At 58.1% G+C, this 24,145-nt stretch carries 23 protein-coding genes and 2 tRNA genes; 21 read left to right on the top strand and 4 right to left on the bottom strand.

From position 1 onward, the window contains the following. The 10 genes from ACTF58_RS09380 to ACTF58_RS09335 all read left to right on the top strand — a co-directional run. Positions 1–403, top strand: a 403-nt coding sequence (locus tag ACTF58_RS09380; RefSeq protein ID WP_438991713.1) for a hypothetical protein, incomplete at its 5' end; no start/stop codon positions are given. A 35-nt stretch (positions 404–438) separates the two neighbouring features. Continuing rightward, complete coding sequence (locus ACTF58_RS09375) at positions 439–1,653, top strand: PAS domain-containing protein (protein WP_438991712.1); 1,215 nt, start codon at positions 439–441, stop codon at positions 1,651–1,653. A 36-nt stretch (positions 1,654–1,689) separates the two neighbouring features. After that, the gene (locus ACTF58_RS09370; RefSeq protein ID WP_438991711.1) at positions 1,690–2,256 is read left to right on the top strand and encodes a PDC sensor domain-containing protein; all 567 of its coding nucleotides are present in this window, start codon (positions 1,690–1,692) and stop codon (positions 2,254–2,256) included. A 428-nt stretch (positions 2,257–2,684) separates the two neighbouring features. Continuing rightward, the gene (locus tag ACTF58_RS09365; RefSeq protein WP_438991710.1) at positions 2,685–4,199 is read left to right on the top strand and encodes a methyl-accepting chemotaxis protein; all 1,515 of its coding nucleotides are present in this window, start codon (positions 2,685–2,687) and stop codon (positions 4,197–4,199) included. A 54-nt stretch (positions 4,200–4,253) separates the two neighbouring features. Further along, positions 4,254–4,838 (top strand): chemotaxis protein CheD, encoded by a 585-nt coding sequence (locus ACTF58_RS09360; RefSeq protein WP_438991709.1) that lies wholly within the window; start codon positions 4,254–4,256, stop codon positions 4,836–4,838. Positions 4,839–5,305: 467 nt separating this feature from the next. Next, positions 5,306–5,382 (top strand) — tRNA-Met (locus ACTF58_RS09355). A gap of 196 nt (positions 5,383–5,578) precedes the next feature. Next, positions 5,579–7,264 carry an amidase gene (locus tag ACTF58_RS09350; protein WP_438991708.1) on the top strand — a complete coding sequence of 562 codons (1,686 nt, stop codon included), beginning with the start codon at positions 5,579–5,581 and terminating at the stop codon, positions 7,262–7,264. A 148-nt stretch (positions 7,265–7,412) separates the two neighbouring features. Further along, positions 7,413–9,206, top strand: coding sequence for an ABC transporter transmembrane domain-containing protein (locus ACTF58_RS09345; protein WP_438991707.1), 1,794 nt, complete (start codon positions 7,413–7,415; stop codon positions 9,204–9,206). Between the two features lie 67 nt (positions 9,207–9,273). Continuing rightward, positions 9,274–9,681, top strand: coding sequence for a peptidoglycan-binding protein LysM (lysM, locus tag ACTF58_RS09340; RefSeq protein WP_438991706.1), 408 nt, complete (start codon positions 9,274–9,276; stop codon positions 9,679–9,681). A 122-nt stretch (positions 9,682–9,803) separates the two neighbouring features. Continuing rightward, positions 9,804–10,232 carry a type II 3-dehydroquinate dehydratase gene (locus ACTF58_RS09335; RefSeq protein WP_438991705.1) on the top strand — a complete coding sequence of 143 codons (429 nt, stop codon included), beginning with the start codon at positions 9,804–9,806 and terminating at the stop codon, positions 10,230–10,232. A 229-nt stretch (positions 10,233–10,461) separates the two neighbouring features. Here ACTF58_RS09335 and hutU read toward each other — a convergent pair whose 3' ends face one another. Genes hutU through hutI form a run of 3 tightly spaced genes read right to left on the bottom strand, consistent with a single transcriptional unit; the run spans position 10,462 to position 14,083 of the window. After that, on the bottom strand, positions 10,462–12,135 hold the full coding sequence (hutU, locus tag ACTF58_RS09330; RefSeq protein WP_438991704.1) for a urocanate hydratase: 1,674 nt from the start codon (positions 12,133–12,135) through the stop codon (positions 10,462–10,464). Continuing rightward, a complete protein-coding gene (gene hutG, locus ACTF58_RS09325; RefSeq protein ID WP_438991703.1) occupies positions 12,132–12,923 on the bottom strand; it encodes an N-formylglutamate deformylase in 792 nt (263 codons plus the stop codon). Before hutG ends, hutU begins: the two co-directional genes overlap by 4 nt. Further along, entirely contained in the window at positions 12,920–14,083 is a 1,164-nt protein-coding gene (gene hutI / locus ACTF58_RS09320; RefSeq protein WP_438991715.1) for an imidazolonepropionase, read from the bottom strand. The genes hutG and hutI overlap by 4 nt, the downstream gene beginning before the upstream one ends. A gap of 124 nt (positions 14,084–14,207) precedes the next feature. Between hutI and ACTF58_RS09315 the strand changes: the two genes are divergently transcribed. The 4 genes from ACTF58_RS09315 to ACTF58_RS09300 all read left to right on the top strand — a co-directional run bounded on the left by ACTF58_RS09315 (position 14,208) and on the right by ACTF58_RS09300 (position 17,413). Next, on the top strand, positions 14,208–15,575 hold the full coding sequence (locus ACTF58_RS09315; RefSeq protein WP_438991702.1) for a formimidoylglutamate deiminase: 1,368 nt from the start codon (positions 14,208–14,210) through the stop codon (positions 15,573–15,575). Then, entirely contained in the window at positions 15,572–16,288 is a 717-nt protein-coding gene (locus ACTF58_RS09310) for a GntR family transcriptional regulator (protein WP_438991701.1), read from the top strand. The genes ACTF58_RS09315 and ACTF58_RS09310 overlap by 4 nt, the downstream gene beginning before the upstream one ends. A gap of 145 nt (positions 16,289–16,433) precedes the next feature. After that, a complete protein-coding gene (locus ACTF58_RS09305; protein WP_438991700.1) occupies positions 16,434–16,802 on the top strand; it encodes a hypothetical protein in 369 nt (122 codons plus the stop codon). 134 nt (positions 16,803–16,936) lie between these two features. Continuing rightward, on the top strand, positions 16,937–17,413 hold the full coding sequence (locus tag ACTF58_RS09300; RefSeq protein WP_438991699.1) for a hypothetical protein: 477 nt from the start codon (positions 16,937–16,939) through the stop codon (positions 17,411–17,413). A gap of 37 nt (positions 17,414–17,450) precedes the next feature. On the opposite strand, the gene ACTF58_RS09295 is transcribed toward ACTF58_RS09300, so the two are convergent. After that, positions 17,451–17,540 (bottom strand) — tRNA-Ser (locus ACTF58_RS09295). Positions 17,541–17,787: 247 nt separating this feature from the next. Between ACTF58_RS09295 and ACTF58_RS09290 the strand changes: the two genes are divergently transcribed. Genes ACTF58_RS09290 through ACTF58_RS09260 form a run of 7 tightly spaced genes read left to right on the top strand, consistent with a single transcriptional unit; the run spans position 17,788 to position 24,140 of the window. Further along, entirely contained in the window at positions 17,788–18,654 is an 867-nt protein-coding gene (locus tag ACTF58_RS09290; protein ID WP_438991698.1) for an SPOR domain-containing protein, read from the top strand. A 23-nt stretch (positions 18,655–18,677) separates the two neighbouring features. Continuing rightward, positions 18,678–19,847, top strand: coding sequence for a D-alanyl-D-alanine carboxypeptidase family protein (locus ACTF58_RS09285; protein ID WP_438991697.1), 1,170 nt, complete (start codon positions 18,678–18,680; stop codon positions 19,845–19,847). Between the two features lie 5 nt (positions 19,848–19,852). Then, a complete protein-coding gene (gene tmk, locus ACTF58_RS09280) occupies positions 19,853–20,470 on the top strand; it encodes a dTMP kinase (RefSeq protein WP_438991714.1) in 618 nt (205 codons plus the stop codon). Further along, a complete protein-coding gene (locus ACTF58_RS09275; RefSeq protein WP_438991696.1) occupies positions 20,470–21,615 on the top strand; it encodes a DNA polymerase III subunit delta' in 1,146 nt (381 codons plus the stop codon). Before tmk ends, ACTF58_RS09275 begins: the two co-directional genes overlap by 1 nt. After that, the gene (locus ACTF58_RS09270; protein WP_438991695.1) at positions 21,612–22,406 is read left to right on the top strand and encodes a TatD family hydrolase; all 795 of its coding nucleotides are present in this window, start codon (positions 21,612–21,614) and stop codon (positions 22,404–22,406) included. Before ACTF58_RS09275 ends, ACTF58_RS09270 begins: the two co-directional genes overlap by 4 nt. After that, positions 22,403–23,203: an MBL fold metallo-hydrolase gene (locus ACTF58_RS09265; protein WP_438991694.1), complete on the top strand. Its 801-nt coding sequence runs from the start codon at positions 22,403–22,405 to the stop codon at positions 23,201–23,203. The genes ACTF58_RS09270 and ACTF58_RS09265 overlap by 4 nt, the downstream gene beginning before the upstream one ends. Before the next feature lies 1 nt (position 23,204). Next, a complete protein-coding gene (locus ACTF58_RS09260; protein ID WP_438991693.1) occupies positions 23,205–24,140 on the top strand; it encodes an AEC family transporter in 936 nt (311 codons plus the stop codon). The last annotated feature ends 5 nt before the right edge of the window (positions 24,141–24,145 follow it).

Below are 24,145 nucleotides of genomic sequence, written 5' to 3'. Positions count from 1 at the left end.
CGCTTGTAAGCCCGACGCCTCCCCTCACAACAAAAAGCTGTCACAAAAAGGCAAGACTATGACATATCGAGTTGCCTCAGAAATTATTGATCGGGTCGCGGATCAGATCGCGCAACTGGCGCACTACTCGCGTGTTCTTGATGAGAGCTTGTGCGTTAGAGATCAGAGCGACGTCATTAAACCGAGCGCTTCGGGGCTGCAGCACGTCGATGCCTTGGCGCAATACCTTGGCGATCTTGAATGTTTGCTCCGCAAAATGGCACCGATGTTCCCTGCTGATTTGGTTTTGCCAACCGAGGAGTTACGGTCAGCCGTCCATCTTGACGCAATGCAGCGCTTGATAACGAGCACAGATCGGATCCCCTTGAGTGAACCAAGCGCAGGGGATGTGACTCTTTTTTAGTGGCGCAGGCCACACTTCAAGAACTGGACTGTAGTATGAATAAACTGGTTTCGTCTTCGGCCTTTGCAAGCGATGACACCACTGAAGACTTCGTTGACGTTGGTGATCGCATCCTTGTATCGGAAACAGATTTTCGCGGGATCATCCGCTTTGCGAACAGGTCGTTTTGTGAGGTGGCTGAATATGAAGAGGCTGAGTTGCTGAACGCACCGCATAAGATTGTGCGTCATCCAACCATGCCCAAAGGAACATTTCAGCTTGTTTGGGAGCGGATAAAGCAAGGGTTGCCAACATCCGCATACATAAAAAACAGATGTAAAGCTGGGCGGGAGTATTGGGTTTTTGCGTCAATATTGCCCTATAAAGACGGATTTATTTCTGTTCGGATAAAGCCGCAAGGTAAGAATTTTGAAGCCGTTAAAGAGCTTTACGCGCAGGCTTATGACGCCGAACTCGCAGGCGCATCCGCGGAGCAAAGCGCTGCTCTTGTATTGGCGGGAGTTAAGTCGCTCGGGTATTATGACTATGCCGATTTTTCCTTTCAGGCATTGAACGAAGAGTATCAATTTCGCGAAGCCAAAAATGCGTTGAAATGGACAGGGCATCTGGAAAGTCTGGCTCAAAAGGTTGCAGATACAGATCGGCTTATCGAACAAATTGCCGGAGGCTTTGACCAGGTTTGCGGAGAGCCTGTTAATCTGCGCGTCCTGTCTGGACAGCTTGGTGACGCCGGGATCGCACTTGGATGTATTGCGCAAAATTATGAGATCATGGCGCTGGAAATGCAAAAACTTCTTGAGAAGCTTAGATGTCAGCATGGGGGTGTTCTGGAGCGGATGGATGGCGGAATCCATGCGGGTATTTATGCAAGCCAAGTCGCGAGTCTTATCCAGCAATCGGGTCATGCAGGGTCTCTAGAGGCAGAGCAAAACCATATTGTCTGGTTCACGGAGAAAAGCCGTTTGGCCTTCAATGAGGTTGTCGCATTGGGAGCGGCTCTTCCTGACACCTGCCGACAAATCAGGCGCCGGATCAATGGTCTGGACGTTGTCAAAATGTTGTGCCGCGTCGAAAGTGAAAGGATGCACGCGCAAGATAGTGGGCTATCTGGGATCATCGGCCGCCTTGAGACGTTTCACACCAACACCGATCGGTATCTGACGGATTTAACCGTGAAGGCAAATCAGATCGCAACCACAAAAAAGATGCCAGCCACTGCCGGGTTTCAGAAGATATTAAACAATCCGTGACACGGTCAGAACAAGCCAACCAAACTGGAGACACCTATGAAAACTGTATTCCTGATCGCCGCCGGCGCATACTTTGCCGTAAGCTCAGCCCTTTCAGCCAATGAATTTGCGGAAGATTTGAACCGCCTCGCTCAAAGCACGATCCAAGGCTGGACGACAGAAACCGTCGTAATCGAAACGTTGCGCCAACAGAACAACGAGACAGCGCAGCTGTCTGAAGACGATATTCTGGCCCTTGATGCCAAATGGCGCGCAGAAACCGCAAGTGGCGGACCGTTGATCAACAGCCTCCTAGCAAACGATCTTTCAAGTTATTTGAAAACTCTAGTCGCGGAGGGGCAGCTTGTTTACTCCGAGATTTTCATCACGGATGCACGCGGGCTGAATGCCGGGCAAAGCGGCGTGACATCAGACTATTGGCAGGGCGATGAAAGTAAATGGCAAGTGCCGTTTGGAACAGGTGCGGTCCATATCGGCGAAGTCGAGTTTGACGAGTCAACCCAGACCTATCAATGCCAAGTCAGTCTCCCGATCAAAGAAGGCTCACAACTCATTGGGGTGATCACTGTAGGTGTCGACCTTGAACATCTTAACGCAAATTAAACGTTTCAGACCCCGCAACTTTTATTGAGGGCCAAGCAATGAGCCAAGAAAAAACTGTAACGAGACGAAACCCTTTTGTAGCGGTTTCGGCCTCGGCATCCTCCTGGAGCTTACGCACAAAACTTGTGGCAATTGTTATTGTCGGTGTGTTTGTCACATTTGCAGGCAGCTTCACATTCAGCAGCATCAATGCGAGAAACACAGTGGCGTCGTTGAGCGAACGCAGCGAAGCTCTTCTTGCCGATTATATGGCGAGTGCAATGGCTGCTCCGCTTCGCTTCAAAGACGCGGGCCGAATAGAAGAGGTCTATGGCGCTGCCATTGGCAAGGACGGGACGATATCGGGCGTCCGTGTCTCGCTTCCCACAGGCGAGCCACTCGCCAAGCACATCAAGAGTGATAAAAACTCAAGTGCTGTTGATCAGTTGATGTCTGATGTCACAGCTGCTGCTATCGCTCAAGGTAAGCGGGTAAGCTTAAGCACTGGTTATTTCTCGGTCAAAGCGCTTCCCGTTTTTGCAAAGGATGGCCAAACGCTTTTGGGAGTTATGGCTCTTACATGGGATAATGAACCCATACGCTCACAAACCAATTCTGATCTCATTAATGTGCTTTTGATTGGATTTCTGATGCTGAGCGCGACGGTTACTGTGACGTTTGTCGCTATGAACCGGTTGATTACCGCCCCGCTGCAAAAGCTTAATGGTGCCATGCTTGCTGTTGCGGCGCATGATTACTCTGGGTCGGTAGAGTTTCAAAACCGAAAAGACGAAATCGGGCAAATGGCTGGAACGCTTGAAAGTTTTCGAACGACGCTGGAGAGCGAACAGCTTGCCCGCCAAGCACGGCAGGTCGAGCAGGAGCAGCGCACTGAGCTTTTTGAACAGCTCGCAGCCGCCCTTTCTAAGCTTGCTGCTGGCCAAGTCGATTGCCCGATTGATGTTGCTCGGTTCGAAAATCTCGACAATGCCCAAGTCGCAGTGTGTCATAATTTTAATGACGTTCTGGATAATCTGGCCTCCATGTTGAGCACAGTTTCAAATGCGGCCAATTCGGTGAATTCCAGCGCAAAAGAAATCAGCACAGTTGCTGTTGATCAGTCACGGCGGTCTGAAGCTCAGGCCGCAACGCTGGAAGAATCTGCGGCAGCGATTGAAGAAATATCAAACAGTATGCAAAAGACGGCTGAACACGCGGCACGTGCCAATGACACAATTGCGCTCAATCAGGCTCAAGCTCAGGCGGGCGGGGCTGTTGTCGACCGCACCATGAATGCGATGCGCAATATCGAAAAGTCCTCACAGCAGATCACCACGATCATTGGCGTCATTGATGAGATTGCTTTTCAGACCAATCTGCTGGCCTTGAATGCCGGAGTCGAGGCTGCGCGTGCTGGAGAAGCGGGCCGTGGATTTGCCGTTGTCGCATCTGAAGTTCGCGCTCTCGCCCAGAGAGCATCAGATTCTGCCAACGAGATCAAAGACCTCATTACAAAATCAACCGAGCAAGTGGCCGAGGGCAGCGAGTTGGCAACCGAAGCTGGGGCGGCTCTTGAGGAAATTATTAAGGGGATTGGACAATTGTCAAACCTCGTCTCCGAGATTGCTTCAGGGTCTCGTGCCCAAGCCAATAGCCTTGCTGAGATAAAGGACGGTGTGGTCGAGCTTGATAGGGTCACGCAGCAAAATGCTGCCGTGATTGAGGAATCAGCCGCCGCAAGCCAGGCCCTTACAAACGAAGCTTCACTCATGATTGACGCACTTGGGGTGTTTGAGACCAGCGGTTCTTCACAGAACACATCCGAAGTGGAGCGATGGTCTAAAGAGCTGGAAAAGGACACCAAAAACACAAACAAAATTCAAGAGCCCGCGCTGGCATTCCCGGTTCAGTCATCCCTGCAGAAAACAGGCACAGACGGCGCAGAAATCTGGCAAGATTTTTGATGCGACGATTTGCACCTCAAGGTGATCAAGAACAGTAAAGGAATTGCTAAACCTATGACAGCTCATCCAGCCGCAAGCCGCACGATCGGCGAGCAAAAAACCATAAAGGTCGTCCAGGGCGAGACAAAGGTTTCGGGTGATGAATCTGTCGTTCTGACAACGCTACTCGGATCATGCGTTTCTGTCTGCCTCTGGGACCCTATGGAGAAGGTCGGTGGTATGAACCACTTTCTCCTGCCAGGAGGGCCTTTTGAGGAAACCGGTGCGATGTGCTTTGGTGTGAATGCTATGGAACTTCTTATCAACGACCTCATCAAGCACAACGGCAATCGAAAGCGCTTCAAGGCCAAAATCGTTGGTGGGGCGAAGCTTCTTGACTCAAAGGCCGATATTGGACGCAAAAACCAAGAGTTTGCGATATGGTTTTTGGAAAACGAAGGCTTTGAGATTGTAAGCACCTGTCTGGGCGGCACGCGTGGCCGAAAAGTTCGATTTTGGCCAACAACTGGCCGTATCCAACGCGCATTTATTGATGAGCACAAAGAGCCCGTTTCCGATGAACCTGCGAAGAAAAGCGTTTCCAGTTTGAGCAATGGCTCAGTCGAGCTCTTCGACACCAAAACTGGGCCGCGGTTATAAAGCTTTATTGCTCCTCCAGAGGCCGTTTGACGCAGATCATGTTGAAAAAATGGTAACGCTGGCCCTCATAAGGGTGAGGTTCGATATCTGTTTGGACCATCGGTTTCCTTGGACTGACATCTTAGCTTTAGGTCAAGAGGGGCGTCGGGTTGGCTTGCCGAACAGGATCAGAGGGGCATGAAACTCAATCAAACGTTGTCTTGCGGCAAATATGCTTGAAAGACGTTGGGGGTGGCTAGTGCCTCGCGACGTTATGAAAAGGCGCCTCGTTTCTTATCTGCCATGCCTTTGCAGTCGGAGTTGGCAGTTTGACGTTCTGAGGGAGGTTCTTTTCTTACTATCTGACATTTGCACAAATGCACGAGATCGCCTCAGAGGAAATCGCTCGCCTTGAATATTTTTAAAAGAGGAGCGTTTTTTGGGTTGTAGTCCTCCGACACTCGGCGTATTCGGTGCACTCACTTTGGCGCGGGATGGAGCAGCCCGGTAGCTCGTCAGGCTCATAACCTGAAGGTCGTAGGTTCAAATCCTACTCCCGCAACCAAAGTAAAAAATATTAAATGCATTGGCGCCCTTTGGGGCGCTTTTTGTTTTTGGAGCGTTGATAGGGGCAGGGTGATTGGGCGAGGTTGAGTGTTTTAACCGTTGTGTCGCGATCAACAAAGAGCTGGTCAGGCTTTATTCCTAAACATAGGCTGGGCGCAGTAATTGCCGCCACGCTCGAGAGGATGAGGCAAAGCATGAACGTTGTTGAGGCCTCAATTGCAGATTTGCGCAGTGCGCTGGAGAGCGGGGAGACAACTGCGCGCGCTCTTTTGGCGGCTTATCTGGGGCGTGTTGCGCGGTATGATCGTGCGGGACCCTGTCTGAATGCGCTGGTTGTCATGAATCCTGAGGCGCAAGCCGACGCGGCCGCTTCTGATGCGCGCCGTGAGGCGGGTGTGTGTCTCGGGCCGCTGGACGGAATTCCCTATACCGCCAAGAACAGTTTCAAAGCCAAGGGTCTCACTGTGGCGGCCGGGTCGCCTGCTTTTGCCAATCTTGTCGCAACCGAAGATTCCTTTGCGATTGCGCAGCTGCGTGCGGCGGGGGCTGTTTTGATCGGGCTTACAAATATGCCGCCAATGGCAAATGGGGGGATGCAGCGCGGCCTCTACGGGCGCGCTGAGTCACCCTATAATGCTGCGTATCTGACGGCAGCTTTCGCCTCTGGCTCCTCAAACGGATCAGCCACAGCCACAGCGGCCAGCTTTGCGGCCTTTGGCCTTGCCGAGGAAACTTGGTCAAGCGGCCGTGCCCCCGCTGCCAACAACGGCCTTTGTGCGTATACGCCAAGCCGTGGCATGATCTCGGTGCGTGGAAACTGGCCGCTGGTTCCTACGATGGATGTGGTTGTGCCCCAGACCCGAACAATGGCTGATATGTTTGAGGTTCTGGATGTGCTTGTGGCCGATGATGACCGAAGCGAGGGAGACTTCTGGCGCTGTCAGCCTTGGGTCGGCCTTCCCAAAGCGTCACAGATGCGGCCTGAGAGCTATGGCGCTTTGGCGCAAGGGGCGCTTAGGGGGAAACGCTTTGGTGTTCCTGCCATGTATATCAACGCCGACCCGTTGGCTGGTGAGGGAGAGGGCCTTGGCATTGGCGGCCCGACGGGGCAGAAAATCAAAACGCGGGCTTCCATTATGGCGTTATGGCAAAAGGCCAAAGACGCTCTTGAGCGTGAGGGGGCAGAGGTTTGTGTGGTCGATTTTCCTGTGGTGACAAACTATGAGGGTGACCGTGTTGGCGCCCCCAAGATAAACACCAGGGGCCTTGTTCCTTGCGACTATCTCAAGCGCGAAATTCTGGATCTTTCGGTCTGGGCTTGGGATGATTTTTTGAAATCCAATGCCGACCCTGTGCTGTCGCGTCTCTCGAATGTGGATGGTGCTGCGATATTCCCGACGCCGCCTGATAGTTTGCCCGACCGTTACACAGGGTTTGAGGATGATATCGCAGATTATCCTGCCCATGCGCGGGCGCATCCTATCGAGAGTTTTCGAGATATTCCGACCCTCGCCGAAGGGCTGCGCGGGCTTGAAGAAACCCGTCGTCTCGACCTTGAGCTGTGGATGGATCAGCTGGGTCTTGATGCGGTTGTTTTTCCCGCAGTTGCCGATGTTGGCGGTGCCAAGGCCGACAAAGAGCCTGAGGCTGCAAACCATGCCTGGCAGAATGGTGTATGGGTGGCCAATGGAAACTTGGCTATTCGCCATCTTGGCATTCCGACTGTGACGGTTCCCATGGGGATGATGGCCGATATTTCCATGCCTGCAGGGCTGACTTTTGCCGGGCGGGCTTATGAGGATAGCAAGCTCTTGTCTTATGCGGCGGGCTTTGAGGCGACGGGGGCTTACCGCAGTGCGCCGCAGCGCACAGGCGGCTAGAAGAGCACAGATTGGGGCCGCGTCGGCGTTGATTTTGGCGGCTGCCAAGGGCCTGCGCGCCGGATCCGTTTCATATCGCAGCAGTTGAATGCTTGACGGCCCCGTCTTGGGCCTTCAAAAAGCCCTAGGTTTTGAGGACGCGTAAAATATGGCACGAACAACAGCAAATGACAGTGAACAGCGCGACGGCACCAAGGATGTGGCGGCCCTCAAGGCCTTGATGCCGTTTATGACGCCCTATCGTGGGCTTGTTGGAGCGGCCATTCTGGCGCTGATGCTGACGGCGGCGCTGTCGCTCACTTTGCCGCTGGCTGTGCGCCGTGTGATCGATAACTTTGGCACAAAAGATGTTGAGGTTCTGGACCTTTATTTTGTGGCTGCGATTGGCGTTGCCGCGCTGCTCGCGCTGGGCACGGGGCTGCGCTATGCGCTTGTCACGCGTTTGGGCGAACGGGTCGTGGCCGATATTCGCAAGGCTGTGTTTGACCGCGTGATCGGGCTGTCACCGAGCTTTTATGAGACGGTGATGACGGGCGAAATCCTGAGCCGCATTACGACGGACACGACCTTGATCCAATCGGTGATTGGCTCGTCGGTTTCGGTGGCGCTGCGCAATGTGCTGATCTTCTTGGGCGGGATGATCCTGATGCTGTTCACCAGTGCCAAGCTCACGGGGCTTGTGCTCTTGATTGTGCCGCTTGTTGTTGTGCCGATCCTGACGCTGGGGCGGCGTTTGCGGGTCTTGAGCCGCGAAAATCAAGACTGGATTGCCGCCTCATCCGGGCAGGCGGCCGAAACGCTGGGCGCGGTTCAGACTGTGCAGAGCTTTGCGCAAGAAACCGTGGCGCGGAGCGATTTCGCGCGCGTCACAGAGAAGAGTTACGAAGTTGCCAAGCAGCGTATTACGGTGCGCTCGATCATGACGGTTGCGGTGATGTTTCTGGTGTTTGCGGGCGTCGTCGGGGTGCTTTGGATCGGGACGCGGGATGTGCGCGCGGGAGAGATGAGCTCGGGGGCGCTGGTTCAGTTTGTGATTTATGCCGTGATGGTGGCTGGCGCGGTTGCGGCGCTGTCGGAAATCTGGGGCGAGTTGCAGCGTGCGGCGGGCGCGACCGAGCGGCTTGTGGAGCTTCTCAATGCGACGGATCGGGTGAATGACCCCGTCGCGCCCAAGGGCTGCCCTGCGCCTTTGAAGGGCGATGTGCGCTTTGAAAATGTGAGCTTTGCCTATCCGTCGCGGCCTGATCGTCAGGCGCTGGATGCTGTGAGCCTTGCTGTGAAACCAGGCGAAACCATTGCTTTTGTTGGCCCGTCGGGAGCAGGAAAGACCACTGTGATGCAAATGATCCAGCGGTTTTATGACCCGCAAGAGGGCGCGATCAAGCTTGATGGTGTCGACTTGCGCGAGATGCTGCGGGAAGACTTCCGCAGCCAGATTGCTGTTGTGCCGCAAGATCCTGTGATCTTCTCGGGCAGCGCGCGCGACAACATCCGCTTTGGACGCCCTGAGGCGAGCGATGCCGAGGTTGAGGCGGCGGCCAAGGCGGCGGCGGCGCATGAGTTTATCGCGGGCCTGAGCGAGGGCTATGACACCAAGCTCGGCGAGCGCGGTGTGATGCTCTCGGGCGGGCAGAAACAGCGTGTGGCGATTGCGCGAGCGATCCTGCGGGATGCGCCTCTTTTGCTGCTGGATGAGGCCACATCGGCGCTGGATGCGGAGAGCGAGCGCGCGGTGCAGGAGGCTGTCGAGCAGCTGTCAAAGGACCGCACCACATTGATTGTGGCGCACCGTTTGGCGACTGTAAAAAAGGCTGATCGTATTGTTGTGATGCAGGAGGGTGCGATTGTGGCTGAGGGCACGCATGATGCGCTTGTGGCGGAAAACGGGCTTTATGCGCGGCTGGCGCGGCTTCAGTTTACGGACGGGGCCGAGGCGGCGTGATTTCCCCCTTGCGGGAGGCGCGCTGATCGCTCAAACTCGGCCTGTATTATGAGTAAAGGAGGGCCAGATGGGTCTTTTCAGTTTTTTCAAGCGCTCGGGCAAACGCCTCAAGAGTGAAGAGCCAACCGCTGACGATTTGAAGAAGGAAGTGGCCGATCTCGGGCTTGACGCCGAGGGCCTCGATATTGTGATTGAAGGCGACAAAGTCAAAGTCACGGGCAACGCTGTTTCCGAGGAAATGCGCGAAAAAGTGATCCTTGCGGTGGGCAATGTTGATGGCGTGGCCGAAGTCGAGGACGACGCGGGCGAGGCCAATTTCCACACGGTGGAAAAGGGCGATACGCTCTGGGCCGTGTCTGAAAAAGCGCTGGGCAGTGGCGCGCGGTATATGGAAATTTTTGAGGCCAACAAGCCGATGTTGAGCGACCCTGACAAGATATACCCCGGTCAGGTGCTGCGTATTCCGCAGGACTAAATACTCGATAAAACGCAATGAAATCAAGGGCCTCCGCAGATAATGCGGGGGCTTTTTGCAGGTCTGGCTTGCACTTTCGCTGCGTTCTGGCCAAAGTCGGTGTGAGTTGAAAAGGACACGCTATGGCGCAGACGATCTTTGTTTTGAACGGGCCGAATCTCAACCTTTTGGGGGTGCGGGAGCCAGAGATTTATGGCTCTGATAGGCTTGCGGATGTGGAGGCGATGTGCCGCAAGGCTGCGCCTGAGACGGTGATCGAGTTTCGCCAGAGCAACCATGAGGGCGTGCTGGTTGACTGGATCCAAGAGGCGCGCGCGGTGGCGGCTGCGATTGTGATCAACCCTGCGGCTTACACGCATACCTCGGTGGCGATCCTTGATGCGCTGAGCGCTTTTGAGGGGCCTGTCGTGGAGGTGCATATTTCGGATGTGCACAAGCGGGAGGCGTTCCGGCATCATTCTTACGTCAGTTTGCGGGCCGATCATGTGATCGTCGGGCAGGGCGTGGCGGGCTATGTGGCGGGGCTGGAGTGGGCCTTGGCGCAGCTTTAGAGCCAATTTTTATTGGGGTTTGGAGCAGTTTAGCAGGCGTTGCTTGCGATAGGCCTGAGGCAGCGTCCCGCATGGTTAATGCGCCAAAACACATCTGATTCTAGGGGGGTGATAAGTGTGCACAGGGCGTGCACCATGCGTGCACCCCCTAAACACGGAATGTGTTAACAGAAATTAAGTTAACGCGGCGCGCGGTGGGGCGCGCGGTGGGGCCGCGCGCCTCTGCCGGTCAGTTGCCCAGAATGCCCGGTAAACGAAGCTTGTTGACGCGAGCGCAATCAAGCGCCTCTTCATAGCCAGCATCGGCGTGACGCCAGACGCCAGAGGCGGGGTCGTTCCACAAGACGCGCTCAAGGCGCTTGGCGGCTTCTGGTGTTCCATCGGCGCAGATGACCACGCCTGAATGCTGGGAAAAGCCCATGCCGACGCCACCGCCGTGATGCAGGCTGACCCATGTTGCGCCTGAGGCGGTGTTGACCAGCGCGTTGAGAAGCGGCCAGTCGGAGACCGCATCAGAGCCGTCTTTCATGGCCTCGGTTTCGCGGTTGGGCGAAGCCACAGAGCCTGAGTCAAGATGATCGCGGCCAATCACAACGGGGGCCTTCAGCTCGCCGTTGGCGACCATTTCATTGAAGGCGAGGCCCGCTTTGTGGCGGTCGCCCAGCCCGATCCAGCAGATGCGCGCGGGCAGGCCTTGGAAGGCAATGCGCTCGGCGGCCATATCGAGCCAGTTGTGCAAATGCTCGTTCTCGGGGAAGAGCTCTTTCATCTTCTGATCGGTTTTGTAGATATCTTCAGGATCGCCCGAGAGCGCGACCCAGCGGAACGGGCCAACACCACGGCAGAAGAGCGGGCGGATATAGGCGGGCACAAAGCCCGGGAAGGCGAAGGCGTTTTCAAAGCCTTCTTCCAGCGCGACTTGGCGGATGTTGTTGCCATAATCCAGTGTCGGCACGCCATCGTTCCAGAAGTCGACCATGGCTTTGACATGGACCTTCATGCTGGCGCGGGCGGCGGCTTCGACCTCTTTGGGGGCTGTTTCCTGCTTTTGCTTCCACTCGGCCATGGACCAGCCTTGGGGGAGATAGCCATGGAGCGGGTCATGGGCCGAAGTCTGATCGGTGACGATATCGGGGCGGATGCCGCGGGCGTGAATTTCGGCGAAGATATCGGCAGCATTGCCCAGAAGGCCGACGGACTTGGCCTCGCCCGCTGCTGTCCAGCGCTCGATCATTTCCATGGCTTCCTCAAGCGTGTCGGCGCGCTCGTCGAGGTATTTGGTGCGCAGGCGAAAGTCGATGCTGTCGGGGTTGCACTCGACTGCGAGGCAACAGGCGCCCGCGAAGACAGCGGCGAGCGGCTGTGCGCCGCCCATGCCGCCGAGGCCGCCTGTGAGGATCCATTTGCCTTTGAGGCTGCCGCCATAGTGCTGGCGGCCCGCTTCGGCAAAAGTCTCGTATGTGCCTTGGACAATCCCCTGCGTGCCGATGTAAATCCAAGAGCCTGCTGTCATCTGGCCATACATCATCAGGCCCTTTTTATCGAGCTCGTTGAAGTGATCCCAATTGGCCCAATGGGGCACAAGATTGGAGTTTGCAATCAGCACGCGGGGGGCGTCTTCGTGGGTTGTCACAATCGCCACGGGTTTGCCCGACTGCACGATCAGGGTTTCGTTTGCCTCAAGGTCTTTGAGCGAGGCGCAGATGGTATCAAAATCATCCCATGTGCGCGCGGCGCGGCCTATGCCGCCATAGACGACAAGCTCGTGCGGATTTTCGGCGACGTCGGGGTGCAGGTTGTTCATCAGCATACGGAGCGGCGCTTCTGTGAGCCAGCTTTTGGCGTTTAGTTCTGTGCCTGTGGGCGGATAAACGTCGCGGGTGTTTTTGCGCGGGTTGCTCATGAGGGGCTCCAGTTTTGCAGGGATGTGAGGATTTGTTTTAAGGGCGTGCGCAAGCGCTCAGCCTTGGCCGCGTCATAGGCGAAGGGGGCGGCCTCGGAGGCGAGGTGGGTGGATTGGGCGAGTTCCATCTGGATCGCGTGCCAGCCTTGGCTTGGGCGGCCATAGTGGCGGGTTGCGTAGCCGCCTTTGAAGCGGCCATTGAGCACGGAGGTGTAATCGGTGGCTTGCGCGCAGATGTCTTGCACGGCGCGTTCGATGCTTGGGGCGCAGGTCTGGCTCATGTTGGTGCCGATGTTGAAATCAGGCAGCGTGCCGTCAAAGAGAAAGGGGATATGGCTTCGGATCGAGTGGCAATCATAGAGGATTGCGAAGCCGTGGAGCGCTTTGATGCGCTTCATTTCGGCTTCAAGGGCCGCGTGGTAGGGCGCGTGGTAGGCTTTGCTGCGGCGCTCGATTTCGGCGGGGTTGGGGGCCATGCCGTCGAGATAGATCGGCGCGCCGTCAAAGTCTGTGGTGGGGCAGAGGGTTGTTGTGTTCTGGCCCGGGTAGAGCGACTGCCCTGCTGGGTCGCGGTTGGCGTCGATCACGTAGCGGTGAATACGAGTGCGTATGGTTGTGACGTTATCGACCAGCCCGTCATAGAGCGTGTGGATGTGCCAGTCGGTATCGGCGCGGGCGCGGCCCGTGGCATTTAGCGCAGCGGCCACGTCCTCGGGCAGCTCTGTGCCGGTGTGCGGCAGGCCGAGGAGGAGGGGGCTGTCGCCCTGTGTGATCTCAAGGAAACTCATGTGGCTTGGCCTGCGAAGATACGCGCGTGGAGCGGGTTGATCCCGATGCCGTAGGAGAGTTCGGCGGGGGATGAGACGTTCCAGATCGCGAGGTCGGCGCGCTGGCCTGCTGTGAGCGTGCCGCTGTCTGTGAGGCCGAGCGCTGCTGCTGCGTGGCGGGTTGTGCCTGCCAAGGCCTCGGCGGGAGTGAGGCCAAAGAGGGTGCAGCCCATGTTCATGGACAGAAGCAGCGAGCCGAGAGGGGAGGAGCCGGGATTCCAGTCGGTTGCCAAGGCCATGGGGACGCCGTGGGCGCGGAAGGCGGCAACGGGCGGTTTTTGCGTTTCGTGCAGGGTGTAGAACGCGCCGGGGAGGAGGACGGCGACTGTGCCTGCGGCGGCGAGCGCTCTCGCGTCGGCCTCTGTGGCGTATTCGACGTGGTCGGCGGAGCGGGCGTTATATTTGGCGGCGAGCTCTGTGCCGCCGATGTTGCTCAGCTGTTCGGCGTGGAGCTTGACGGGCAGCCCGAGGGCGTGGGCCGCGTCAAACACGCGGGTGATTTGGGGCACGTCAAAGGCGATGCCTTCGCAGAAGCCGTCGACCATATCAACAAGGCCTTCGGCATGGGCGGCTTTGAGCGCGGGGAGGCAGACCTCGTCGATATAGGTATCGGCGTCGCCGCCTTTGGGGACGGCATGAGCGCCGAGGAAGCTTGTGGAAACACGGACGGGGCGGTGCGCGGCGATCTGGCGGGCTGTGCGCAGCATTTTGAGCTCGGTCTCGATGTCAAGGCCGTAGCCTGACTTGATCTCGATCGTGCTGACGCCTTCCGCGATCAGGGCATCCGCGCGGGTGAGGGCGGCGGCGAGCAAGTCGGCCTCAGAGGTGTCGCGCGTGGCGGTGACTGTGGAGACAATCCCGCCGCCCGCACGTGCGACCTCTTCGTAGCTCGCCCCTTGAAGACGCATTTCAAATTCGAGTGCGCGGTTGCCGCCGTGGACGATATGGGTGTGACAATCAATGAACGCGGGGGTGATCAGGCGGCCTGCGAGCGGCGTAATCCCTACGCTGGCGTATTGTTTGGACAGATCGGCCATTGGCCCGAGCCACGCGATATGCGCGCCTTCGGTGACGAGGGCGGCGTCGGGAATGAGGCCATAGTCGCCTGCATCGGGCTGCATCGTGGCGAGGGTGGCCTCTGTATAGACATGGGGCGCGGGCATGATGGCTCCTTGCATTGGCGGGTGATCTCATTAATATGTAGCTACATAAAAAAGTCAACACCAGCTTTGGAGAGGTGGCCCTGTGACGGTTATTCATGCAAAACAAATGCTTACGCCTGAGGGCTGGGTGCAAAACCGCGCTGTTCATATTGGCGCGGATGGCAGAATCGCGGCGCTCACGGCGCAGGAGGGGGCCTGCGACAGCGCGGTGGATATGCTGTTGCCTGCTGCTCAAAACCTGCACAGCCACGCCTTCCAGCGGGCCATGTCGGGCCTCACAGAGATGCGCGGGCCTGATCCGAGCGACAGCTTCTGGACATGGCGGCGCTTGATGTATCGCTACCTCGACCGCCTGACGCCTGACGACATAGAGGCGATTGCGGCGCAGGTGTTCCTTGAGATGCTGGAGGCGGGCTATGCGGGCGTGGCCGAGTTTCATTACCTGCACCACGATGTCGGCGGCGCGGCCTATGGCAACCTTGGCGAGCTGTCCGAGCGCATTGTGGCGGCGGCGGAAGGCGTCGGCATTGGCCTGACGCTTTTGCCTGTGCTCTATCAATGGGGCGGATGCGACAGCCGCGCCCTGCAAGGCGGGCAGCAGCGCTTTGGCAATACGCCCGAACAGTATCTGCGGCTGCATGAGGCGGCGGCAAGGGCCGTGCGCGCCAGCCATGCGGACTATCACATCGGCGTTGCGCCGCATTCTTTGCGCGCGGTGGACGCAGACGGACTGCGCGCGGCGCTCGGCGCGGCAGGCCACGGGCCGATCCATATGCATCTGGCCGAGCAGGTCGCCGAAGTGGAGGAAGTTGAGGCCGCTTGGGGCGCGCGGCCTGTGGAGTGGCTTTTTGACCATCACGAGATTGATGCGCGCTGGTGTATGATCCATGCGACGCAGATGAACGCGCGTGAAACAGAGAGGCTTGCCACGTCTGGCGCGGTGGCGGGGCTCTGTCCGATTACGGAATCAAGCCTTGGGGACGGGATATTCAACGGCGTTGCATATCTTAGCCACGGCGGGCGGCTTGGCTTTGGCTCTGACAGCAATATTCACATTGCCTATTTTGACGAGCTGCGCACGCTGGAATACTCCCAACGCTTGCGGGACCGCTCGCGCGCGGCACTCGCCACGGCGCAGCACTCGACAGGACGGGTCCTGATCGAAGCGGCGCTGCAAGGCGGTGCGCAGGCGGCGGGGCGGCAGAGCGGCGCGATTGTGGCGGGCCATTGGGCCGATCTTGTGGGGATCAGCACCGACAACGCTTGGGTTTGCAACCGCAGCGGCGATGCCGCGCTTGATACTCTTGTTTTTGGGGGGCATGGGCAGAAATGTGTTTCTGAGGTTTGGTCTGCGGGGCGACATATAGTAAGAGGGGGCGAGCACGCAAAGCGGCGCGAAATCTCGGAGCGGTTTTGCGCTGTTGTGGAACGGTTGGGACAGGATATTTGACGCAGGTTTCAAAGATACGCGCAGCGCGGCGCAGCTGGCAGGACATCCGCGACGAAATCCACAGTCGCGTTTTGAGCCGCCGTTATAAGCCCGGCGACAAGCTGCCACGCGATGAGGATATTGCCGAAGAGCTGGGCTGTGCGCGCTCCACGGTTCAGCGCGCCATGCAGGACCTGAACGATGCGGGGATTGTCGAGCGCAAGCGCAAGGGCGGAACGCAGGTGCGCCCCGATCCTGTGACGCGGGCGACGCTCGATATCCCGATTACGCGGGTCGAGGTCGAGGCGCAGGGCGCGCGCTATGGCTACCAGATGCTGGCGCGCGGACGCGAGGTGACGCCTGCGCCTGTGGCGGCGGCGTTCGGGCTGTCTCTGCCTGAAGAGATGCTGCATATCGAAGCGCTGCATCTGGCTGATGATGCGCCGTTTATCCTTGAGGACCGCTGGGTGAGTCTGGCGACCTGTCCCGAGATTGTGGATGTGGACCTGAGCGTGCAGAGCGCGAACGAATGGCTTGTGAGGCACAAGCCTTATGACCGGATGGATCTGAGATTTTATGCGGTCAATGCCAGCGGCGAGATGGCGGCGCGGCTGAAGGTGCGCGAGGGGGCGGCGCTTCTGGTGATTGAGCGCAGCACGTGGATCGGCGCTGCGCCGATCACCACGGTGCGCTCTGTGACGACGCCTGGATACCAGCTTTTGACGGGGCGTTAGCGCAGGGTTTACAGGCTGTTGCGCTGGGCTATAGATTTGAACGGATAATGCCGTTATGGCATATCAGGCGGCGTGGCGAGTGGCCTTTTGCTGCTTGTGATTGTGATCAGTTTGTTTTTTTCCCATAAAATTCAAAGGACTGATCATGACCCTGTTTTTCAAGATGACTTCTCTCGTTGCGCTTCTTGGCGTTGCGGCCTGTAGCTCGGGCGAGCCGCCCCGCGCTGTTTCGACTGTTTCGAGCGCACAGACGATGACTTTGCTGCCGCCCAAGATCAGCAAGATGACGGACAGCGAGATCCAGATCACCTATCCGCAGGCGTCCATCGGGTTTGATGCGGGGTGCGACGCCTTCAGCCCTATGCAAAGCAGGCTGAACCAATGCGCCAAGCTGCCCGAGAATGTGAAGACCATCGCGACAGACCATTGCACGCGCTTTGGCAAAGAGGCGATCTTTTTGGGCAATAAGACAAACTTTTTGCATATGACGGTATCGCAGTTTTCTTGCGAATAAGGTGGGTTTGACCCCTGCGTGGATCGGGGCGGTCAGCTGGCTTTGAGCTGACGCCCGAGACGGGCCGCGCGACTTTGGGGGCCGTTTGACAGCGGCAGATCAGCCGCAATGAGGCGAACAACAAGGAGGCTTGCGTGACCATCACGTGGGAAAAACTCGAAGAGATCACAGGCCGTAAGAAGGCCATGCTCTCGCTTGTGGCCAAGACCGTGCTTGAGGCCGATGAGGGCTTTGAGCGCGGGCTTCATGTGGATGATGCGCTGCGGCTGATTATGAAGCTGGGTTCGTTTTCTCAAAGTGCTCAGGCCGAGCTGTTTGAGCTGACCCAGAGGCTGAATGAGGAAAAGGCCGAAAAACTCAATTATGCCATTGCCTTGGAGATGGTGAAGGCGGAGGGCCAGAGCCTCAAGGCGCAGCTTCAGGACCTGAAAGAGCGCGCCAACGCGAGCCAAAGACGCGCCGAACGCGCCGAAGCGCGGCTGCATGAGGTCACGCAGTCTTTTGCCTATCTGATCGAAAGCAAGCTCACCGAAAACGCCCTGAGCGGCCTTGAGCCGAAAAAGCGCTTGCCGACCTTGCTGCTCACAAACCCAGTGTTGGCGTCGGGCTAGAGCGCTTCGTTTTTGGGGGTGCTGTCGTTTGCCTAAATGGCGGAGGAGGTGGGATTCGAACCCACGGAGGGCGTTAACCCTCGTCGGTTTTCAAGACCGGTGCATTCAACCACTCTGCCACTCCTCCGACGCGGCTTCCTTAGCCTGAGATTGTGGCAGTGAAAACCACAAAAACACACATTGGGCGAAGATTTTTACGAAAGTGTCATCTTGCTGGTGTTTTGGGCGACGAAAATCTGCCGATTGCGAAGGCTGGACTTTTCATGAGCGCCCCAAAAGGCTAAGCTCTTATGCAATGCGTGTGAAAAAACGCGGTGATGAAGCGGGCGGCGTTGGTCTTTTGAGTGACGCAGCGGGATTTGGCAGAGAGCAGAATGTATAAACAGTTTCGGTCCTTTCGATTTGGCGGCGTGCGTGGATTTGGCCTGATGGTGGGCGCGGTTCTGCTCCTGACGGGCTGCGAAAACGGCGCTGACTTCAGCTTTCTCAAGCCCAAACCGCAGAGCGAGGCTGTGGACATGGCACCTGCGGGGCAAAAAACGGTCGAGCGCGATGTGGAAGCGCCAGATGTGTTTCAGGTCAGTGAAGCGGGGCTTTGGGACGGCCGGCCCTCGCTGGGCGGTGTCTGGGTCGCGCATCCTGATGTGAAAGAGCCTGAGCGGGTGATTATCCGCAATCCTGCCAGCGGCAAGTTTGTGGTTGGGGCGCTGTTCCGTCGGGAACGGGAGAACCCCGGGCCGCGGCTGCAAGTGTCGTCTGATGCAGCGGAGGCTTTGGGCCTGCTGGCGGGCGCGCCCAAGGAGCTGAATGTGACGGCACTGCGCCGCGAAGAAGTGGCTGTGGAGGCGGAACCTGTGGATGGGGCTGCGGCGGGGCTGAGCGCGCCCGAATTTGTGGCGGAAACATCGCTTGATCCGATTGAAAGTGCCGGAGCGGCCATTGAGGCGGCGGAAACCGCCTTGGAGGCTGCGCCAACGCCTGCTGCGGCGCCTGTTTTGGCCTCTTCTTTGGCGAAGCCTTTTGTACAGATCGGGATTTTCAGTGTGGAGACCAACGCCAACAACACCGCGACGGCGATGCGCACGGCGGGGATGATCCCGACTGTGAAGCAGCAGAGCCTGAACGGCAAAACCTTCTGGCGGGTTATTGTCGGGCCTGCGCAGAGCAAGTCGGAGTTGGCCCAGCTGATCAAGACGGTGCAGTCTCAGGGCTTTAGCGACGCTTACGCTGTGAAGAATTAACCATAAGACCGATGGAGGCGCTGATGCTGCGCGCGGGGTTTACTGCTATTGTTTTTGGGGCTGTGCTGATGGCGCAGTCTTTGAGCCTTGCTGCGTTTGAAACGCGTGCCACCTCGGCTTTTGTTTTGGATCACACCACGGGCACTGTGCTTTTGGCGAAGAATGCGGATGTGCCTTTGCCGCCTGCCTCTATGAGCAAGCTGATGACGCTGTATGTGGCCTTTGAGGCCGTGCGCGACGGGCGGCTCAAGCTGGACGAAGAGCTGCGGGTCTCGGAGCACGCGATGAGCTATGGCGGTTCGACCATGTTTTTGCAGGCGGGCGAGCGGGTGAAGGTGGCCGATCTGATCAAGGGGATTATCGTGCTTTCGGGCAATGATGCCTGCGCGGTGATTGCCGAGGCGCTTAGCCCGGATGGAACGGAGAAGGGCTTTTCACGCTTTATGACGGAGCGTGCGAAAGATCTTGGTATGAGCCATTCGACCTTTGCCAACTCGAGCGGTTGGCCCGACGCGGACCATCGGATGTCGATGCGGGATTTGGGGATTCTGGGCGCAAAGATTATTGAGGATTTCCCCGAGTTCTACGAATTGTTTGCCGAAAAAGAATTTCTTTTTGACAAGAAGGAAAGCCAGAACCGTTATAATCGCAACCCGCTTTTGGGGCTTGGGATCGGCGCGGACGGCCTCAAGACGGGGCATACGCAAGAGGCGGGCTACGGGCTTGTCGGCTCTGTCAAGCAGGGCGAGCGGCGGATTATCTTTGTGATCTCCGGGCTTGAAACGGAGCAGGGGCGCGCCCGCGAGGCCGAGGCGATCACCAATTGGGCGTTTCGCCAGTTTAGCACGGCCGAGCTTTTGAAAGAGGGCCAGATCGTGGCCGAGGCCGAGGTCTGGATGGGCGAGGCGGCAACTGTGGCGTTGACGGCGGCCACGCCGCTCAAGACGCTTTTGCCGACGGGGCGTGATGGCAAGGTTGAGGCGGAAGTGGTTTATGACGGGCCTTTGACGGCGCCTGTGATGGCGGGGGCCACTGTTGGCAAGCTGATCATCCGCCCTGAGGGGCTGGCCGAGACAGAGGTGCCTTTGGTGGCGGCCAGCACTGTGGCGCAGGGCGGGGTTATGGTCCGCCTCAAGACGGCGTCACAGCGGGTTGTCAAAAAGCTGATGGCTGAGGCCGAGGGCGCGCTTTGAGCCAGATGAAAGCGCAGTTTATCACGCTGGAGGGCGTGGACGGGTCTGGCAAGTCGACCCAAGCCAAGCTCTTGAAGGCGGCTCTGGAGGCTGAGGGGCACAGCGTTTTGCTCACCCGCGAGCCGGGCGGCTCGCCGGGGGCCGAAGAAATCCGCAGTCTTGTGCTTGAGGGCGAGCCTGACCGCTGGTCGGCGGAGACCGAAATCCTGCTCTTTACGGCGGCACGGCGTGACCATCTGGAGCGCACGATTTTGCCCGCGCTTGCGGCGGGCAGCATTGTGATCTGTGATCGCTTTGTGGATTCGACACGCATCTATCAGGGGCTGACGCGCGGCGATCTGCGCGATGTGGTGGATAAGCTTCATGCGCTGATGATCGGGCGCGAGGCCGACCTCACGCTTTTGTTTGATATGGATCCAAAGCTTGGCCTTGCCCGCGCCAAAGCGCGCCAGACAAGCGAAGAGCGCTTTGAAGACATGGGTCTTGAGATGCAGCTTGCGATGCGCGCAGGCTTTCTGGAACTGGCCAAGGGCGCGCCCGAGCGCTTTGCTGTGATAGATGCGGGGCGCGATATCGAGGCGATTGCGGCGGATACGCTTGCGGCTGTCAAGGCGGCGCTCTGATGGCGGATGAGGCGCTGATCGAGCCTGACCGTCTGGACGGCACACCGCACCCGCGCGACACGGCGCGGCTGTTTGGGCAAGAGGCTGCCGAGGCGCGCTTTTTGCAAGCGTTTAATGCGGGGCGGTTGCACCACGCCTGGCTCTTGACGGGGCCGAAGGGCGTGGGCAAGGCGACTTTGGCTTGGCGGATTGCGCGGTTTTTGCTCACGGAAGAGCAGGCCGAGGCGGGGATGTTTGGCGATATGGCCGAGGCGCAGCCCACGCGGCTTGATGTGCGCGCGGACCATCCTGTTTTGCAACGGATTCTGGCGGGTAGCGAGCCTCGCCTCTTTAAGATTACCCGCTCGATGAACCCCGACACCAAGCGGATGCGCGATGTTATTGTTGTGGATGATGTGCGCAAGCTGGGGCATTTTTTGTCGATGTCTGCGGCGGAAGGCGGGCGGCGCGTCGTAATTTTGGACGCGGCTGACGAGATGAACACGCAGGCGGCGAACGCGCTTTTGAAGATGCTTGAAGAGCCGCCCAAGCTGACCACCTTTTTGCTGATTGCGCATCAGCCGCAAGGGCTTTTGCCGACGATCCGCTCGCGCTGTCGCGAGCTGCGGCTTGGCACGCTTGAGGCCGAGGATATTGCCGCAGCCCTTGAGGCGGCGGGCGTGGAGGCGGGGCTGAATGCGGAGGCCGCCAATGCTTTGAGCACGCTGTCGGGCGGCTCTGTGGGCGCGTCGGCGCGGATGCTTGAGCTTGAAGGGCTGGTTTTATATGGCGAGTTGATCGCGATTTTTGAGAGCCTGCCCAAGCTTGACCGCGCGCGCGTCATGCGGCTGTCGGAGGCCTTTGCGGCGCGGGGCAGCGAGCAGAAGCTTGATCTGCTCCTCGTGCTTTTGGAAACACTGCTGTTTCGTCTTGCGCGGGCGGGGGCGCTGGGGGCTGCGGCGCAGGCCTTGGCGCACCCCAACGAGCCGGCGCTTTTTGCGCGGCTTGCGCCGAACCATAGCGCGGCGCAGCGCTGGGCGGCGCTTTCGGATGAGTTGCTCACGCGGGCGCGCCATGGGCGGGCGGTGAACCTTGACCCTGCTGCGCTGATCCTTGATACGTTCTTGCGTATTCAACGATCCGTGGCAGAGCACAGCGCAAAATGACTTTAAGCACCAAGATAACCGACAGCCACTGCCACCTCGACTTTCCCGACTTTGAGCACGCGCGCGCCGAATATGTCGAGCGCGCTGTCGCGGCGGGGGTGCACCGTATGGTGACGATTTGCACGCGCCTGAAAAACGAGCCGAGCGTGCGCGCGATTGCTGAAGAGTTCGCGCCTGTTTTTTATGCGGCGGGCACGCATCCTATGAGCGCGGCGGAAGAGCCTTTGACCACTGTGGAGGAGCTGTGCCGTATGGCTGCGCACCCCAAGATGGTCGGGATTGGCGAGACGGGGCTTGATTATCATTATACCGCCGACAGCATGGATATTCAGCAAAAGAGCCTGCGGATTCATTGTGCTGCGGCGGCGGAGGCGGGTTTGCCGCTGATCATTCATGCGCGCGCAGCCGATGAGGATATGGCGGCGATTTTGGCCGAAGAGCACGCGAATGCGGCTTTTGGCTGTGTGATGCATTGCTTCTCGTCGAGCCGTGAGCTGGCCGAGGCGGCGCTTGATCTCGGGTTTTATCTGTCGATGTCGGGGATCGGGACCTTTCCGAAAAGTCAGGAGATCCGCGATATTTTTGCAAGCGCGCCTGTGGAGCGCATTTTGGTTGAGACAGACGCGCCTTACCTTGCGCCGCCGCCCTTCAGGGGCAAGCAGAACGAGCCGTCTTATGTGGTGCATACCGCCAAAGTGGCGGCGGATGTCTTTGGCCTGAGCTATGAAGAGTTTGCCGCGCAGTGTGAGCAGAATTTTGAGCGTCTGTTCACGAAGGCGGTGTTTTCATGAGCGATAGGCTGCGCTTTACCATATTGGGCTGTGGCTCTTCGGGGGGCGTGCCGCGCCTTGGCGGGCATTGGGGCGCCTGTGACCCTGAAAACCCGAAGAACCGCCGCCGCCGCTGCTCCATGCTTGTGGAGCGGATCGGAGCGGAGGGCATTACGCGGGTGTTGATTGATACCTCGCCTGATATGCGCGCGCAGCTTCTGGACGCGGGTGTCGGGGCGCTTGATGCTGTGGTCTATACCCATAGCCACGCCGACCATGTGCATGGCATTGATGATTTGCGCATGATTGTCTTCAACCAGCGCGAACGCTTGCAAGTCTGGGCCGATGGCGACACGCAGCGCGACCTTTATGCGCGGTTTGGCTATGCTTTTGTGCAGCCCAAAGACAGCCCCTATCCGCCTATTTTGGACATGAACACAATCGACGGGCGCTTTGAGGTTTCGGGCAAGGGCGGGGTCATCAGCCTTTTGCCGTTTGAGGTCAACCACGGCTCGATCGAGGCTCTGGGCTTTCGCATGGGCGGGCTTGTTTACTTGCCAGATGTGGCCGAGATGTCTGACGAGGGCTGGCTTGCTGTTGAGGGGGCCGATGTTTGGGTGCTTGATGCGCTGCGCCGCACGCCACATCCGACCCATGCGCATCTGGAAAAATCGCTGGCGTGGATTACGCGGGCTGCGCCCAAGCGCGCTGTGCTGACGAATATGCATATTGATCTTGATTACGCCACTTTGGAGGCGGAGACGCCTGCGCATATCACCCCCGCCTTTGACGGTATGGTGATTGAGCTAGAGGCATAAGATGCAGGCGCTTCTGGATGTGATCCTGCCTGTTTTTCTTGTGGTCGGGGCGGGGTATGGCACTGTCAGGTTCGGGTTGTTTGCCGATGATTTGATCGACGCGATCATGAAGTTCACCCAGAACTTTGCGATCCCTGCTTTGCTTTTCAAGGCGATCTCGGGGCTTGATCTCGAGCAAAGCTTTGACCCAGCACTTTTGGTGAGCTTTTACACCGGCTCGGCGACCTGCTTTTTTGCGGGGCTACTGGCGGCGCGTTATCTTTTCAAACGCGATTGGGAAGATTCTGTGGCCATCGGCTTTTGCTGTCTTTTTGCCAATTCGGTGATGATGGGTCTTGCCATAACCGAGCGGGCCTTTGGCGCGGAGGCGTTGGCCGCCAATTATGCTATTGTCGCGGTGCATTCGCCGTTTTGTTACGGGTTGGGCATCACCGCTATGGAAATCGCCCGCGCCCATGCCACGGGGCAGCCTGCGCGCACTTTGCCTGCGACTGTCGGCAAGGCGATGTTTCGCAACGCTCTTGTTGTCGGGATTGTGCTGGGCTTTGCGACCAACCTCTCGGGGCTGCATTTGCCACAGGTCGGGCAGGATGCGCTTGGGATGATTGTGAGCGCTGCGCTGCCACTGGCGCTGTTTGGGCTGGGCGGCGTTTTGGTGCGTTACAAGATCAGGGGCGATATCAAGCTTGTTGCCTTTGTCTGCGTTGTGTCGCTTGTTTTGCACCCTACGGTCGTGTGGAATATGGGCAAGGTGATGGCGATTGATGTGGGGCAATACCGCTCTGCTGTGCTGACGGCGGCTATGGCGCCGGGGGTGAACACCTATATTTTCGCGTCAATGTATGGCAAAGCGCAAAAAGTTGCCGCGACCTCTGTTTTGGTCGCGACGAGCCTGTCTTTGCTTACCATTTGGCTTTGGCTTGAGTGGCTGCCGTAAAGCGC

The sequence above is a fragment of the Lentibacter sp. genome, assembly GCF_965657785.1.
In the GTDB taxonomy this organism is placed as follows: domain Bacteria; phylum Pseudomonadota; class Alphaproteobacteria; order Rhodobacterales; family Rhodobacteraceae; genus Lentibacter.
This window is presented reverse-complemented; position numbering and strand designations above follow the sequence as displayed.